The sequence below is a fragment of the Thiorhodospira sibirica ATCC 700588 genome, from assembly GCF_000227725.2.
Lineage (GTDB): Bacteria > Pseudomonadota > Gammaproteobacteria > Ectothiorhodospirales > Ectothiorhodospiraceae > Thiorhodospira > Thiorhodospira sibirica.
The window spans coordinates 2,570,033-2,586,188 of record NZ_MU255056.1; the positions used below are offsets into that span (position 1 = coordinate 2,570,033).

A 16,156-nucleotide genomic window follows, 5' to 3' on the forward strand; every position below is an offset into this window, starting at 1 on the left:
GAGGAGATCCTCATCATGCTTGGAGAACTCACCCCCTTAGAACAAACCCCGCGCCTATCGCGACATCGTCGAGAAAAAACCAACCCATCTGGCTTGACCAGGGGCGTAGGGAAGGCCGCCAGGAAGGCCGTCAGGAAGGCCGTCGGGAAGGCCGCCAGGAAGGCCGTCAGGAAGGCCGCCAGGAAGGGCTGCGGGAAGGCGAAGCCCAGCTGCTGCTACGCCAACTGCAGCGCCGCTTTGGCGCGTTAAGCGAAGCCCAGCAAAGACAGATAAAAGCCCTTCAGGTAGAACAGCTTGAAGCGCTCGGCGAGGCACTGCTGGAATTTAAAACCCGTGCCGAGGTAGATGCCTGGCTGAACGCACATCCAGCCTAATCGCCCTGGGATCGCGCAGCACCAGCTGCGCATTTGATACGCTTTAAACCCCACGAGGCCTGCGGCCTCGGTGCGCAGCTGGTGCTGCGCGGTCCCAGGGGGCTTGCGCTTGCTGACCGACGGGATAAACATCACAGGCCCGTACCACCTCGAAGCCCTGGACGTCAAAGCCTTGGAGCGGCGCATCGACGGCGTGATACTCCCCGAGGACGACCAACAACCGATCTGGGCCATAGAAATACAAGCCCAGCGTGATCCACTGATCTACCATCGGCTCCTCATCGACATGGGACTGCTCGGCGAACGCCACCCCAAACGCGACATCCGGGGCCTTTTACTGTTTCTCAGCCCTGCACAAGACCCCAAAACCCGCCCCTGGCAGCCATGCCTGGAACAGGCCAGCGCACACTGCCCCGTGCGCCGGGTCTATCTGCTTGATGTCCTCAACCGCCTGAAACACACCGCCCCGGAACACCCACTGCTCGCCACCTTCCTGCCCTACCTGCTCGAAGACCGCGAACACCTGCGGGAACAGGCACCACAGGCCTACCGTCAAATCCAACAGGCCGCCCTGAGCGCGCGTGCCCGCCGTCACTGCCTGGACGTCTTCCAATCCTGGCTCATGGCACGCTTTGACCAACTCACCCTAGAGGAGATCCTCATCATGCTTGGAGAACTCACCCCCTTAGAACAAACCCGCGCCTATCGCGACATCGTCGAAAAAAACCAACCCATCTGGCTTGACCAGGGGCGTAGGGAAGGCCGTCAGGAAGGCCGTCGGGAAGGCCGTCAGGAAGGGCGTCAGGAAGGGCGTCAGGAAGGGCGTCAGGAAGGCCTGCGGGAAGGGCTGCGGGAAGGCGAAGCCCAGCTGCTGCTACGCCAACTGCAGCGCCGCTTTGGCGCGTTAAGCGAAGCCCAGCAAAGACAGATAAAAGCCCTTCAGGTAGAACAGCTTGAAGCGCTCGGCGAGGCACTGCTGGAATTTAAAACCCGTGCCGAGGTAGATGCCTGGCTGAACGCACATCCAGCCTAATCGCCCTGGGATCGCGCAGCACCCGCTGCGCATTTGATACGCTTTAAACCCCACGAGGCCTGCGGCCTCGGTGCGCAGCTGGTGCTGCGCGGTCCCAGGAGCCGCTTGACACCGCTCACGCTGAAGCGTAGCCTGTTTGCAGAGTCTGAAAGCTCTAAATAACAGGCGGTTCCCCGTGCCGATGATGCGGTTTTTTTCTCTGCGTGAAATTTCCCTCTTGATCGGGAGGGGATGAATACAACACCCTTTCGGGGGAAATAAGTCCACCGTTCCTGTTATACGGCTTTCAGCCTCCTGATCGCCCTTTAAACATTTAAAGGGTCTGCCTACTGTTTAAACCTACTGAAAGAGGAATAACAGGTGATAAATCCGTTAATCAGCATCCGCGAGTCCCTTATTGGTGGCGTACCTCAGCAATCTGTGAACGCCCGCGAATTACACGCCTTTTTACAAAGCAAACAGGAATTTACCCACTGGATCAAAGGACGCATCAAGCAATATGCTTTCGCCCAAGATATTGATTTTTGTGTAATTGATAATTTTATCAATGACGCCAGTGCCTTTGGTGGCAAACGCAAACACACCGATTACCACCTCACTCTCGACATGGCCAAAGAGCTGTCGATGGTAGAACGCAATGCCAAAGGGCGTCAGGCGCGGCGTTATTTCATCGACTGCGAACGCATCGCCAAAGCAGCCAGCGAATCTCACACAACTCGTGACGACACCTTTCAGGTGTCGCAGGAAGAACAAGCGACGGCCGCCTGCCTGCGTCACGGCACAGACATCGAAACCCACCTGACCCAGGCGGTGGATCACCTCAGCGGCGCTTTACACAACCTCACCGAAGCCCTGCAACAGGCCCAAGGCCGCAAGCGCGAGCATCTAAGCCACTTGGTACACCGCCTTAACCCCACGAACCTTCAACCCTCTACCGCATCACCTCCGTCCTCCCCGCCCCCCAGTTGCTACACCCCCGAACCGGAAAACGCCCTGAGCGAATCCATGCAAGAAAAACTCGCCGCCTGGCTACACGGCCGCAGCCGGTGTACCTTGTATGAGGTGTGCCTGGAAGTGTTTGGTATACCGCCCGAAGACCTCAACCGCGCCGGACAAACGCGTTTGGGCTGTATGCTCAAGGCATTGGGCTGGGTGTCACAGCGTGAAACCGTGGCGCCAAATCAGCGGGTGAAGGTGTATAGGCCGGTGGAGGGGTAGGGGCGGGGTGGTTTTTTGACCCCCTCCCCCCCTTACGGGGGTACTCCCCCTTGGCAGGGGGGGAGTTTTTTTTGCGGCGCGGGCATAAAAAAGCCGCCCTGGGGGGGGCGGCTTGGGTTGTGGGTGGAGCGCCGAGTTTTACTCGGCGATCCAGTCGGTGCTCCATGATGCCGAGTGCAACTCGGCGATCCACTCGGCGCTCCCGGCGGCGGTTATTGCAGCAGCGAGAGGACGCTTTGGCTGGAGGCGTTGGCCTGGGCAAGGACGGAGATGCCGGCTTGTTGCAGGATCTGCGCCTTGGTCAGGTTGGCGGTTTCCACGGCAAAGTCAGTATCGACGATGCGCGAGCGTGAGGCTTCCATGTTCTGGCGGGCGATGCCTAAGTTTTCCAGGGCGCTTTCGAATTTGCGCTGGACGGCGCCGATTTCGGAGCGTTTGTCGGAGACCATGGCGAGCGCGCCGTCGATGACGCTGATAGCCAGCGAGGCATCTTCACGGGTGGCGACGGTGATCTCGGTCAGGTTCACCTGCTTGGAGGCCAAGATTTCACCTTCTGAACCAAAGAAGCTGACTTTGGTTTGCGCTTGATCATTCACCTCGGCACGGAAGTCGGTCATGTCCAGGTCAAACTTGGCATCAAAGGCCCCGGTGATGGTGATGGTGCTATTGCCGCCTTGCAGGGTGACGATGCCGGCCTTGAGGTTGGCCAGACCGAATTCCTGACGTTGCGCAGCCGTGACGGCGCTGCCATCGGCGGTTTTCAGGCCCACGCCTTCGGGTTCAGTGCCTTTGACAGCGGCGTCAATGGCAGAGTTGATCACGCGAGTCAGGTCTTCCAGCGAATTTACTCGGGTTCCTGCCTGTGTGGTCTCTTCGGTACCTACTTTGGAACCGGCCTGGAAGATGTCACCCTGAAGCAGGACATATCTATCGGGATTGCCAGCGCTGGCGACTTCATACGCCTGAATGGTCATGGTCTGGGTACCCTGATCCCAAGAGGCCTCCAATTTACGATCAGGATCAGCAGCATGTTCAAACGTCAAGGTATTCAGATAGTTGGCAATATCAGCCCCGGTTTCCAGAGTCGCCAATGTATCAAACACATTTTTATTTGTCTGTGTAACGCCCCCGATCTTGATGGTGTCGTAGCCAACACCGACATTGATGTCAAGGTGGGTAATGGATTTTAGCTCATTGGCGGTCAGCCTGATATCCAACTTATTAGCTGCGGCATCGGCATACGGCCCTGTCAGTGACACACCCGTAATGCGAGCACCGCCGCCATCATCTGCAGTACCATCACCATCGCTGATTACCAAGTCAGTGCCATCTAAGGTAGCGTAAACGTTACCGCGGTTAAACCCAGTTACATCTTGCAGAGCTGTTTGTATATCAGCAATGCTCTCAGCTTTTTGAACATCAATGGTTCTAGTTTCGCCACCAATAGTTAGCTTTAATTGATGGAAGGTACCTGCCGCAAAGGTTGCGGTTGCACTGACATCACTGATCCGGGTTTCTGTTGCGGTCACTGTTCCAGTTGTAACAGTTGTAGTCGTATCAGTTAAATTAAAGGCAGGGGTTGCATTGACGCCCGCACCTTGATTGTCTCTTACGCGAATTTCACTCAATCCAGTGACTGAAAATTCAAAGCGGCCATTTTGGTTTTGGGCCGTATCGGAGTTTAAATGATTGACAAAGTCATTAACCGTCCATGCCCCGCCTTGGTTTCCTTGTAACACGGTAAATGTTTGGGAGTTACCTGCACGATCCTCATAGGAAAGGGTGATATCACCTTCAGAGCCATCGAAGGTCATTGCACCTGGAGCTATCGTAAATTCAGTATAGGTTGTGCTGTTTGAGCCACTGAGACTGAATTGCACCAGAGACTGCGTGACTGTGCCTACGCTATCGCGTTGACCGTCGGTGGTATTCAACAGGACGCCGTTATCTCCGGTTACCATGCTCACGGTAGCCTCGGTTTGCAAAACCAGCTTGCCTGAGTTACCCGATGGCTCCCAGGTGGCAAATTGCACATGTTCACCGCTCCAGGTGTTGGTGGCCGAATCCCATTGACCTTCAACACCATAGGTTGCCGGTTGTGCCAGAACTGCCTGATTTAAAAAATCAGCCAGTTGGGTACCCGTGGTGATGTCTGCCCAGTTGTTATATCCCGCAACATCCGTGAAAGCCTGGTTGACATCAAATTTTGCACCATTGATGGTCAGATCAACGCCGCCCCAATTATTTTGAGTCCCGGCAATAGAGCCGATGCTGTTAATCGCTGCCGAGGTGAGATTGCCGATTTCGACGCTGTTGTATTTGGCGGCGTCGTTAAAGCCGCCGAGTTTGTCGAGGTCGATTTCCAGCAGCAGGTTTTCATTAAGACCGACGCCACGCGATTGGCTCAGGCCAATTTCCATTTTGCCTTTGACTTCAAAGCCGGCTTTGATGTTGTCGGCACTCAAGCCCTCGGAGCCGACGACGCGGGTGGCGCCGATCTGGGTGGCGCGGGCGTCGACGCCGTTGACGGCGATGGTCTGGCCCTGGTTGGCGCCGATCTGGAAGACCTGGCCGAAGGTGGTGCCATCGAGCAGGCGCTGGCCGTTGAATTCGGCGGTGGCGGCGATGCGCTTGACTTCGCTGAGCAGGGCGTTGAGGTCGTTGTTGAGCGCCTGACGGTCGAGGGCGGAGTTGCCGTCACTGGCGGATTGGACGGCGAGCTGGCGCATGGTCTGCAGGTTGTCCATGATGGTGTTCATGCTGCCTTCGGCGGTCTGGGTGATGGAGAGGCCGTCGTTGGTGTTGCGCATGGCTTGCAGCGAGCCGTTGATCTGTGCGCTAAAGCGGGTGGCGATGGCCAGTCCGGCGGCGTCGTCTTTGGCGCCGTTGATGCGCAGGCCCGAGGACAGGCGTTCCAGGCTTTGGGCAAACTGGCCTGCGGATTTGGACAGGTTGCGTTGTGCGTTGATGGACAGCACGTTGGTGTTGATGACGGTGTTTGACATGGCGATTCTCCAGGTTTTGGTGTGTTGCCGTGTTGCAGGGATGGCGGCGTGGTCTTGGTGCTGTGCCGCCCGAGCTTGGGTGGTGGTGGGCTTTGGGCTGGTTGCCGTGGGCCTCATGCACCGCTCTTGGCCTGTTTATCGGCGGGTGGGGAGAAAGCTTTAGGGATTTTTTGAAAATTTTTTTTGGGGGGGAGCCGGAGCGCGCACCCCTGGGAGCGCGGAGCACCAGCTACGCACCGAGGCCGCAGGCCTCGTGGGGGTTTTTATGCGCAGCTGGTGCTGCGCGGTCCCAGGGGCTACGCGGTCCCAGGGCTACGCGGTCTCAGGAGATACGGCGGCGGTTGTGCGATAATGGCATCCATCATTGACGGAGGAACTTCCCATGACTCAAACCAACCCCACTCTCGATGATGTCTGGCGGCTGTTTCAGGAGACTGATCGTAAGTTTCAGGAAACCGATCGCCAGATGAAGGAATCGGCACAAGAAGCCAGTCGCAGGTTTCAGGAAGCCGATCGCAGGTTTCAGGAAACTGAGCGTGTGATCAAAGAATCCGCGCTGGAAACCGAGCGCCTGATGAAAGAATCCGCGCTGGAAACTGACCGCAAATTTAAGGAGACAGATCAAAAGTTCAAAGAACTGAAAGACTTATTCACCAGCCAATGGGGCCGGTTAATGGAGGCTTTGGTGGAAGGGGATTTAGTGCCTTTGCTGATTCAGCACGGCATTCCCGTCTCCGACACCTCGACCCGGCTCAAAGGCAAGTGCCCGGATGGCGGCAACTATGAATTCGACATCCTCGCCCACAATGGCATCGAGATGGTGGTGGTGGAAGTCAAAACCACCTTACGCCCCGATGATGTCAAACACTTTCTCTATAAACTCGATCATATGAAGGGCTGGATCCCGCGCTATGCGCAGAATCGCATTTACGGTGCTGTGGCATGGCTAACCGCCGATGCGGGAGCCGAGATCATGGCAGAAAACCGAGGGCTGTTGAGTATTCGAGCGACCGGCGATTCAGCAAGCATCGTCAATGCGGCCACATTTCGTCCGCGTGCCTGGTAGCAAACCCTGGGAGCGCGGAGCTCTGGGACCGCGCAGCACTAGCTGCGCATAAACCCCCACGAGGCCTGCGGCCTCGGTGCGCAGCTGGTGCTACGCGCTCCCAGGGCGCAACGGGTGCTGCGCGCTCCCGGGGGTGGTTTTTGATGAGGTGTGTAATGAACGAGCAGCGGCGGCGGTTTTATTTGCAGCGGTTGGGGGTGGAGTGTTGGGTGCCTCGGTCGCGTGTGGTTGAGTGTGTGGCGGATGTTGTGCAGGCTCAGGATGGTTTAGGCGTAGCTGGTGCTACGCGGTCCCAGGAGGATTTAGGCGTAGCGGGTGCTACGCGGTCGCAGGAGGATTTAGGCGTAGCGGGTGCTACGCGGTCCCAGGAGGATTTAGGCGTGGCAGGGGCTACGCGGTTGCAGGAGGATTTATGCGTAGCGGGTGCTACGCGGTCCCAGGAGGATTTATGCGTAGCTGGTGCTACGCGGTCCCAGGAGGATTTAGGCGTAGCTGGTGCTACGCGGTTGCAGGAGGATTTAGGCGTAGCTGGTGCTACGCGGTCCCAGGAGGATTTAGGCGTAGCGGGTGCTACGCGGTCCCAGGAGGATTTAGGCGTGGCAGGGGCTACGCGGTTGCAGGAGGATTTAGGCGTGGCGGGTGCTACGCGGTTGCAGGAGGATTTAGGCGTGGCAGGGGCTACGCGGTTGCAGGAGGATTTATGCGTAGCGGGTGCTACGCGGTTGCAGGAGGATTTAGGCGTGGCGGGTGCTACGCGGTCCCAGGAGGTTTTAGGCGTAGCTGGTGCTACGCGGTCCCAGGAGGATTTATGCGTAGCTGGTGCTACGCGGTCCCAGGAGGATTTAGGCGTGGCAGGGGCTACGCGGTTGCAGGAGGATTTATGCGTAGCTGGTGCTACGCGGTCCCAGGAGGATTTAGGCGTGGCAGGGTTGGATTGGGCGGGGTTGGCGGCGCGGGTGCGGGGGTGTGTGGCGTGTGAGGTGTTGGCGGGGGCGCGGACGCAGACGGTGTTTGGGGTGGGGGATGTGCGCGGGCCGTGGTTGTTTGTGGGGGAGGCGCCGGGGGCGGATGAGGATCGTTTGGGGGAGCCGTTTGTGGGGCGGGCGGGGAAGTTGTTGGATAGTATGTTGGCGGCGTTGGGGTTAAAGCGCGGGGAGGGGGTGTATATTGCGAATATTTTGAAGTGTCGGCCTCCGCAGAATCGTGATCCTTTGCCAGCGGAGGCGGCGGCGTGTCGCGGTTTTCTGGATCGGCAGATTGCCTTGGTGCAGCCTCGGGTGATTGTGGCGCTGGGGCGGGTGGCGGCGCAGAATTTGTTATCCTCGGAGATTCCTATTGGCAAGATGCGCGGTCAGCGTTTTGTGTATCAGGGGGTTCCGGTGGTGGTGACGTATCATCCGGCGTATTTGTTGCGTAGCCCGCAGGAGAAGGCGAAGGCGTGGGCGGATTTGAAGCTGGCGCGGCAGGTTTTTCAGGCGGGTTGAGTTTATTTGTTTTTTGATTGAGGTGTGTTTATGCGTGTTGCGGTAACGAGTGAGGATTTTGCGACGATTTCGGGCCATGCGGGGCGGTGTCGTCGTTTTTGGGTGTTTGAGGCCGATGGGCAGGGCGAACCTGTGGAGGTGGCGCGGGTGGAGGTGCCTGGGGCGTTGGTGTTTCATCATTATCAGGGTGGGGAGCATCCGTTGTTGGAGGCGCGTCCGGAGGCGGTGATTACGCAAAGTGCGGGTGCGGGGTTTGTGCAGCGGCTGACGGCGCACGGGATTGCGGTGCATGTGACGGGGGCGTCTGATCCGCTGGCGGCGGTGAGGGCGTTGGCCTCGGGTGAGGCGTTGCCGCCGGGTGAGGCAGTGCATCAATGTGGGTGTGGGGCTTGAGCTTTTGCTCGCTATGCAGGTGTCGCTTTTTTTGCAGCGGCATCAAGATGATGCCGCCACTTTATGCGGAGCGGGTGCTCCGCGTTCCCAGGGTTAGGGGACGATGAGGATGAGGCCAGCGTGAAGGACGTTGGGGTCGGCGATGACGTGTTGGTTGGCCTCTGAGAGGCGGCGCCATTGGTTGCCGTCGCCGTAGACGCGGACGGCGATGCGGGCGAGGGTGTCTTCGCGACGGACTTGGTAGACGCCACGGGCGTTTTCGATGCGGGCCATGAGAAATTGGTGTTTTCTCAGTTCGGCGATGGCGTGGTTGAGCTGTTCGGTGCGCTGCGGATCGGGGCTGGTGGCGTGTTGGCGGCGTAAGGTCTGGAACTGTTCGGCGGCGGCACGGGCCTGTTCTTTGACGGTTTGGGCATCGGCCTGGCCACCGTCAAGCGGGGCGAGGGATTGGCTGAGGTGTTTCAGCTCGCGTTGTTGTTGGTCGGTGTTGGCTTCAAGGTCGCTGATGTAGGCCATGACCTCTTGGAGCAGGGTCATTTGTTCGTCGAGTTCGTGTTCACGTCCGGCCAGCTGGGTGTTTAAGGTGTCGATGTTGGTCAGGGCCTGGGCCAGATTTGCCTGGGCCTTTTGTTTTTCGGTCAGGGTGCTTTGCTGCTGTTGCTGTAATGCGTGAAGTTCGGCGGTTAAGTGCTCAGCGCGTTCTTGTGCGCTGTGCAGGCGCTGGGTCAGGGCCTGGTTTTCTGCGGTTTGGGCCTCATGCTGGGCGCGCTGGGCGGTGAGTTGTTCGGCGCGCTGTTGTAGCTCGGCGGCTTGTTGCTGGTTTTGTTCGGTGCGTTGTTGGAGCTGGCGTTGCAGGTCTGCCAGTTCCTCGGCTTGGCGCGTGAGGCTTTGATCTTGTGCGTTAAGGCGTTGCTCCAGGGTATTTCGTTCCTGAAGCGTGTCGTCAAGACGCTGCTGGAGCTGGGTCAGGGCGTCGTAGATTTGGCTTTGCTCGTCACGCGTGGCTTGTACGGCGGCATCGGCGCGCTGGGTTTTGGCCTGTTCTTCGATCAGTTGTTCTTGCAGTTTGGCTTTGTCTTCTTGCACTTGCTGGCGTGTTGTCTGGCATTCGCTGAGCAGGGTCTGGTGTTCGTGCGTTTGCTGATCGCGTTCGCGCTGGCAGGTTTGCAGTTGCGTGGCGAGTTCCTGATGGTGGTTTTCTGCGCTGTGGAGTTGGTCGCGGAGTTGTTGATGTTCCTGGGCCTGCTGCTCAAAACGATCAACGCGCTCCATGAGCTGCTGCGTCTGGGCCTGCATGTGTGCCAGTTCGGCTTCCAGTTCGGCGGTGCAGGAGACTTCCACGGCGGTGGTGGGGGTGTCATCGGCGGCGATAGGCGCCAGCGTGAACAGGCCGATGACGATGAGGAGTGCTGTGTATGTCAGTGGTTTGCGTGCGGCGTGTTTGAATAGAGCAGCGTTCATCATGTTTTTACGTCGGAGTGTTGGCTGGGAAGGGCTGCCGCCTCAAGCGAGGCGGTCAGCGATTTAGTGGTATTTTGTTGCTGCACAGGGGTGCTGCGCGATTCCAGGGGCGGCACCGGGAAAGATGCCGCCATGTCTTTGGCTTATCCAGGCAGTTGTTTGAGTAATGCACTGGCCTGGTCTTTTTGCGCGTCGTTGCCCTCGGCCAGCACTTCTTCCAGGGTGGCACGGGCGCCTTCGGGGTCGCCCATTTCCAGGTAGGCACGCGCTAGCTCAATCTTGGTGGAGATTTCGCCGGTTTGGGTGAAGTCTGCAAAGTCGCTGAACTCATCGGCCTTGAGGTCGTCATTTTGGGAGTCTGTGCGCTCGAAATGTGCGGTGCTTTCCAGTTGTAAATCCGAGAGGAAATCATCCGCGCTGTCGCTGCTTTGGGTATCGCGATCAAAGGCGATGGAAAACGCCTCGCTATCGGCGTCCAGTTCCACTGTGCTGTCTTGCCCTTTGGGGGCCGCGTCATCAAGCTGATTAAGTTCTTTTTCCAGATCAGACAGTTCAAGGCTTTCCAGTTCGTCCGCAGAAAAGTCCATGATGTCGCCGGTGTCCGTTGCCAGACGATTTGCCGAGGAGGGCTGATCGGCGGCGGGGCTTTCTGCGTCAAAGGCGAAGTCGTCCAGCGAGGAGGTGCTAAACGGGTCGGGTTCCTCTGCGGGAGTATCACGCGCATCGTCACGCGGTGCGCTCTTTTCTTCCTCTGGGCGGTCATCCAGCGTAGCAGCAAAGGGATCGTCCTGCTCAATGCTCAGGGCGTCGTCTTCCTGGGCTGTTGGACGGGGCGTCTGCGCATCCTGTGCGGGCGGTGCTGCCTCCAGCTGGCTGTCATCCAGGTCCGCGCCAAAGTCATCCAGATCAATGCTTAGGCTATCGCCTTCTTGAGCCGTTAGGCTGCGCGTGTGTTCATCGTGGACGGCGGGGGTGGTCTCGCTTGAGGGCGACGCTGGCTCCAGCGGGCTGTCATCCAGGTCCGCGCCAACGTCATCCAGATCAATGCTTAGGTCGTCATCTTCCTGGGCCGTTGGGCTGCGCGTGTGTTCATCGTGGACGGCGGGGGTGGTCTCGCTTGAGGGCGACGCTGGCTCCCGCGGGCTGTCATCCAAGTCGGTGGCAACGTCATCCAGCTCAATGGTGAAGCTGTCGTCTGTGAGCGGGTCAGCCACATCGACGGCATCAAAGGCTGCCGTCAGATCACTCAGTTCTGACGCGAAGTCTTGCGCGGTCGGCGGGGCGATTTCTTCGGCGGCTTCTGTGGGCGTCGCGGATAGGTCAATTTCTTGCTCTATCGTATCCTGGCCCAAGGTTGGCTCGTCATCAAGTTCAAATTCTACGCCGGAGAGGGTTTCTTCCAGCTCGTGTGGGGCGAATTCAAATTCCTTGGTGTCCAAGGCGCCAATCGCGGCCGCCGCACCCGCCAGCCCTGCACCTGCGGCACCGGCCGCCAGCACGCTGCTGCTTCCAGTGCCGGATGTGGTTCCGCCAGCGGCAAACAGGGGATTTTCCGGGCTGAGTTCTTGCGCCATTTCCGCCACCCGCTTCCACAGGGCGCTGGGTTTGCCTTCCAGCGCGATGTGCATGTTTTGCGCGGCAGCGTCAAAGGCATCCTGGTTTTTTGTGGCGAAGTAGGTTTCGACCAGCTTGTAATGGTAGTCAATGCGCTCGGGATGTTTGTTCAGCGCGTTTTTGAGCAGCTCCTCGGCCTGATCAAATAAGCCATAGGCCAGATAGACATCCACCTCGGCGATGGTGTCGTCGGTGTGAATCTCTTTTTCTGCCTGGGTGGCCTCCTGCAGCTCATCGGTTGGGCTTTGCGCCTGTTCCGGTGTGCTGGGCATATCCTCGGGGGGTAATTCCACCGTCTGCTCTTTGGGTGGCACAGCAGCCGCCAGTGGCGCCGTGGCAGCAGATACGCTGGACAAGTCCTCTGGGGCGGTGTCACGGGTACGCCCGCCGGGTTTGTTCAGCGTCAGTGCAGTAGGCATCTGATCTGACAAGGTATCGCCACTGTCTTCTTGCTTGCGTCGCAATACGCCGCGAATCACCGTCCACAGCAATAACAGGACCAGAATGCCGGCCAGCCCGACACCGGCCAAGGGGAGGCGTGGGTCTGCCAGCAGCTCTTCCCACAGACTCGGCGTGGCCGGGACTGGCGCGGGCGTCGGCGTAGGCTCAGCGGCGGGCGGTGGGGTCACTGGGGTTGCCGGGGGCAGTGGTTCAACGGCCAGCGGGGCAGCCGGTTCATCCGCAAACGGTTCATCAAGGATCGTCGGTGCCCAATCCTGTTCTGGGACAGGGGGTGACAGGGATTCATCCGGCAGTATGGAGTGAGCCGGAGGCTCGGTGAATGCCTCCAGTAGGGGGAGCGTTGTTTGTGCAGCCTCTGGCGGGGTGGCGAGTGATTCCAGCCCGGCCAAGGTGTCACTGACCGGAGGCTCTGGTGTGCGTGTTGTCTCGTCAGGGCCGGTAGGTGGCTCTTGGGTGAGCGCACTCAGGGCCTGTTGCGTTTCCTCCACGCGGCTGTCGGTACGTTCGCTTTGCAGCTCAATCATGTGCTGCTGTAATTCCGCCATCTGTTCATTGGTCAGGGTTAGCAGGCGGTCCTTGCGCGACAGATTTTCTTCCAGTTCATGCACCCGGCTGCGTAATTCCTCAATTTCCAGACGACGAGCCTCAGCAGTTTCCCGGGCGACTGCAAGATTTTGTTCGGCACGGGCCAGCTGTTCCAGCTCTTCGACAGGAATGTCATTGGCGCGAATTTCCAGGCGGTCTTCCGCCGGTGCTGCGGCTTGTGCGGAGGGGGGCGTGCGCTCAACCGGGGCCGGGGTAGGCGCAGCCGACGGCGTTACTGCCTGGGCAACCGGTGTGGTTGCTGGAGGCGATACTGGATCCTGGGTCAGGCGTGTACGATAATCGCGCCAGAGGTTGTTTTGGCGCACCACTTCTTGCAGCGCTTCTTGCTGTGACAGGGCAAGGATTTCCTCGCGTGAGGGAATACGCAGGACGCGACCCCGGATCACCTGATTGATGTTGTTATCAATAAAGGCCTCAGGATTGGCGCGCAGCAGGGCGATCATCATCTGCTGCACGCTGATGTCATTGTCCGGCCGCAACCGAGTGCCCAGTTGCCACAGGGTATCACCGGCCTGGACACGATAGCTTTGTGCCGTTTGGGCGGCAGTGTCGGGACGTGGTGCGGCAGGCGGCGCGGTGGCCGCCGGGGCAGGGCGTGAGGGGCTGGGTACGCTGACCGGAAGATTGGAGGCGGCCGGGGCAGGTTCAAAGACCTTGGGCGGATCAAGCAGGACGGTGTATTCACGCACCACGCGCCCGCCGGGCCAGGTGGCCTCAATCAAAAAATTCAGGAAAGGTTCACGCACCGGGTTAGGGGTCTGGATCTGTAATACCCTTTGCCCATCGCTGCGGGCCAGCGGCTGAAAGCGCAGTTCGGTGAGATAGTGGGGGCGTTCAATGCCCAGGCGGCGAAACAATGCCTCCGGTGCCAGCTTGAAGCTCAGATCTTCCAGATCTTCTGCGCGCTCTACGCTCAGCGCAATCTCAGCGTGCAAGGGCTGATTCAGCGCTGATTTGACCGTGATATTGCCTAGTCCCAGCGCGTGCGAGAGTCCTGGCAGCCACACTATCCAGATAAGAACGCTCAAAGCCAATGTACGCACAGCCTGACCCCTCATTAGATTTATTAAACAACGGCCAATTCTATCCTAAATTATCCGCTTGGTTTTAATGTTCTGCTTTCTCTCAGCAAGTCTAAATTCTTGTTATTGCCGGGTTAGCGAATGCCTTTTGCTTTCACTAATAGCGGCATCTGTGAAGATGCCGCCACCGGATGCTGCGACTCAAAGATACTGACTGATCAAGACTTCTGCAATCTGAATACTGTTAAGTGCCGCACCTTTACGCACATTATCGGCAACCACCCACAGATTCAGCCCGCGTGGATGTGAGATGTCTTCGCGAATGCGACCGATGTACACCGGGTCCTGATTGGCAGCCTCGGTCACGGCGGTAGGATAGCCGCCATCCCGACGTTCGTCGATCACCACGACACCAGGGGCCTTGGCCAGCAAGGCGCGGGCCTGTTCGGCGGTGATTTTGTCGCGGGTTTCGATGTGTACTGCCTCGGAGTGACCATAAAAGACCGGCACCCGCACGGTGGTCGGATTCACCTGAATATTCTGATCTTCCATGATTTTCCGCGTTTCCCACACCATTTTCATCTCTTCTTTGGTATAGCCATTTTCCATGAAAACATCAATATGCGGGAGCACGTTAAAGGCGATCTGCTTGGGATAGACCTGGGGCTCAATCTCACGCCCGTTAAGCAGTTGCGCGGTCTGGCTGGCCAGTTCTTCAATGGCCTCTTTGCCGGTACCCGAGACCGCCTGATAGGTGGCGACGTTGATGCGGGTGATGCCCACGGCGTCATAAATGGGCTTTAAGGCGACCAGCATTTGAATGGTGGAGCAGTTGGGATTGGCAATGATCCCACGGGTGGTATACCCGGCGACGGCGTGTGCATTGACCTCCGGCACAACCAGGGGAATATCGTCGTCGTAGCGAAATTGCGAGGTGTTATCAATGACCACACAGCCCGCATCCGCTGCCTTGGGGGCGTATTCCTTAGAAACCGAGGCGCCCGGCGAAAACAGGCCAATGTCGGCCTGGGAGAAATCAAAGGTGGCTAAATCCTGTACCTCCAGTTGACGCTTGCCAAAGCTGACCTGGCTACCGGCTGAGCGGCTGCTGGCCACCGCATAGACCTCACCTACCGGAAAATTGCGCTGTGCCAGAATGGACAGCATGGCCTCGCCAACAGCGCCGGTAGCACCAACAACCGCCACGTTATATTGTTTGCTCATGAAAATGATAAAATCCTGAAAAGATCAATCTTGCAGTATTGCGTATAAAAAAGCGACGCAGACCCTGGGCCTGCCTGTGTTTACCGGATTAGTCCCTGAGGGCTTCAATCACGGCATCGCCCATCAGCTGGGTGCCGACGCGTTCGCAGCCTTCGGTGTAAATATCGCCGGTGCGCAGCCCGTGGGCCAGAACCCGGCTGACGGCCTGATCCACAGTATCGGCCAAGGCGGCCTCATCGAGACTGTAGCGCAGCATCATGGACACTGACAAAATGGTGGCCAGCGGATTGGCGATATCCTGCCCGGCGATATCGGGGGCAGAACCGTGTACCGGTTCATACATGCCTTTGCCGTTGGCATCCAGCGAGGCCGAGGGCAACATGCCAATCGAGCCGGTGAGCATCGCGGCAATGTCAGAAAGCACATCGCCAAACAGATTCGAGGTCACCATCACGTCAAATTGCTTGGGCGCACGCACCAGCTGCATCGCGGCATTATCGACATACAGATGCGACAGGCTCACCTCAGGATAATCCTTGCTGACCCGCTCGGCCACTTCGCGCCATAATTCAGACACTTCCAGCACATTGGCTTTATCCACCGAGCACACCCGCCGCTGGCGCTTGAGGGCAATATCAAAGGCAGTACGCATGATGCGCTCAATCTCGGCCTCGGTATAGATCATGGTATTAAAGCCTTCGCGCTGCCCGTCTTCACGGGTGCGGATGCCGCGTGGCTGACCAAAATAAATCCCGCCGGTGAGTTCGCGCACGATCATGATATCCAGCCCCGAGACCACCTCAGCGCGCAGGGTTGAGGCCCCGGCCAGCTGCGGATAGAGAATCGCCGGGCGCAGATTGGCAAACAGGCCCAAGGCTGAACGAATCCCCAGCAGGCCGCGCTCCGGGCGCAATTCTCGCGGGAGGCTGTCGTATTGCGGGCCGCCTACCGCGCCCAGCAAAATGGCATCGGCCTCGCGGGCCAGTTTCAGGGTATGTTCGGGCAGCGGATGGCCGCAATCGTCATAGCCCGCACCGCCAATCGCGCCCTGTTCCAGCGTGATTTTTAAATCAAAATCATGCTTGAGGGTTTCCAGCAATTTCATCGCCTGGGCGATGATTTCCGGGCCGATGCCATCCCCCGGCAGGATTAAAATCTTCTTACTCATGGACATTCTCCGTTGGCGCGGCATCC

11 protein-coding genes are annotated in these 16,156 nt (G+C 58.5%); 6 read left to right on the plus strand and 5 right to left on the minus strand.

Features of this window, described 5'->3' with window-relative positions; genetic code table 11:
• From THISIDRAFT_RS11960 to THISIDRAFT_RS11970, 3 genes are all read left to right on the plus strand, one after another.
• The coding region (locus THISIDRAFT_RS11960; RefSeq protein WP_246585388.1) for a DUF4351 domain-containing protein at positions 1-374 on the plus strand (374 nt) is incomplete at its 5' end.
• A 109-nt stretch (positions 375-483) separates the two neighbouring features.
• Complete coding sequence (locus tag THISIDRAFT_RS11965; RefSeq protein ID WP_246585389.1) at positions 484-1,407, plus strand: DUF2887 domain-containing protein; 924 nt, start codon at positions 484-486, stop codon at positions 1,405-1,407.
• A gap of 360 nt (positions 1,408-1,767) precedes the next feature.
• Positions 1,768-2,625, plus strand: a complete 858-nt coding sequence (locus tag THISIDRAFT_RS11970; RefSeq protein WP_221914009.1) for an antA/AntB antirepressor family protein — start codon at positions 1,768-1,770, stop codon at positions 2,623-2,625.
• A gap of 212 nt (positions 2,626-2,837) precedes the next feature.
• Here the strand turns inward: THISIDRAFT_RS11970 and THISIDRAFT_RS15200 are convergent, their stop codons facing one another.
• Positions 2,838-5,747 (minus strand): flagellin N-terminal helical domain-containing protein, encoded by a 2,910-nt coding sequence (locus THISIDRAFT_RS15200; protein ID WP_418896134.1) that lies wholly within the window; start codon positions 5,745-5,747, stop codon positions 2,838-2,840.
• Between the two features lie 265 nt (positions 5,748-6,012).
• Between THISIDRAFT_RS15200 and THISIDRAFT_RS11985 the strand changes: the two genes are divergently transcribed.
• From THISIDRAFT_RS11985 to THISIDRAFT_RS11995, 3 genes are all read left to right on the plus strand, one after another.
• On the plus strand, positions 6,013-6,696 hold the full coding sequence (locus tag THISIDRAFT_RS11985; RefSeq protein WP_006788083.1) for a hypothetical protein: 684 nt from the start codon (positions 6,013-6,015) through the stop codon (positions 6,694-6,696).
• Positions 6,697-7,562: 866 nt separating this feature from the next.
• On the plus strand, positions 7,563-8,180 hold the full coding sequence (locus THISIDRAFT_RS14915; protein ID WP_050984922.1) for a uracil-DNA glycosylase family protein: 618 nt from the start codon (positions 7,563-7,565) through the stop codon (positions 8,178-8,180).
• A gap of 30 nt (positions 8,181-8,210) precedes the next feature.
• Entirely contained in the window at positions 8,211-8,573 is a 363-nt protein-coding gene (locus tag THISIDRAFT_RS11995) for a NifB/NifX family molybdenum-iron cluster-binding protein (RefSeq protein WP_006788085.1), read from the plus strand.
• A 93-nt stretch (positions 8,574-8,666) separates the two neighbouring features.
• Here THISIDRAFT_RS11995 and THISIDRAFT_RS15080 read toward each other — a convergent pair whose 3' ends face one another.
• The 4 genes from THISIDRAFT_RS15080 to leuB all read right to left on the minus strand — a co-directional run bounded on the left by THISIDRAFT_RS15080 (position 8,667) and on the right by leuB (position 16,130).
• The gene (locus THISIDRAFT_RS15080) at positions 8,667-10,037 is read right to left on the minus strand and encodes a LysM peptidoglycan-binding domain-containing protein (protein WP_006788086.1); all 1,371 of its coding nucleotides are present in this window, start codon (positions 10,035-10,037) and stop codon (positions 8,667-8,669) included.
• A gap of 140 nt (positions 10,038-10,177) precedes the next feature.
• Positions 10,178-13,759, minus strand: a complete 3,582-nt coding sequence (locus THISIDRAFT_RS12005) for a FimV/HubP family polar landmark protein (RefSeq protein WP_006788088.1) — start codon at positions 13,757-13,759, stop codon at positions 10,178-10,180.
• Positions 13,760-13,939: 180 nt separating this feature from the next.
• Positions 13,940-14,962 (minus strand): aspartate-semialdehyde dehydrogenase, encoded by a 1,023-nt coding sequence (locus THISIDRAFT_RS12010; RefSeq protein WP_006788089.1) that lies wholly within the window; start codon positions 14,960-14,962, stop codon positions 13,940-13,942.
• Positions 14,963-15,050: 88 nt separating this feature from the next.
• A complete protein-coding gene (leuB, locus tag THISIDRAFT_RS12015) occupies positions 15,051-16,130 on the minus strand; it encodes a 3-isopropylmalate dehydrogenase (protein WP_006788090.1) in 1,080 nt (359 codons plus the stop codon).
• Between the last annotated feature and the right edge of the window lie 26 nt (positions 16,131-16,156).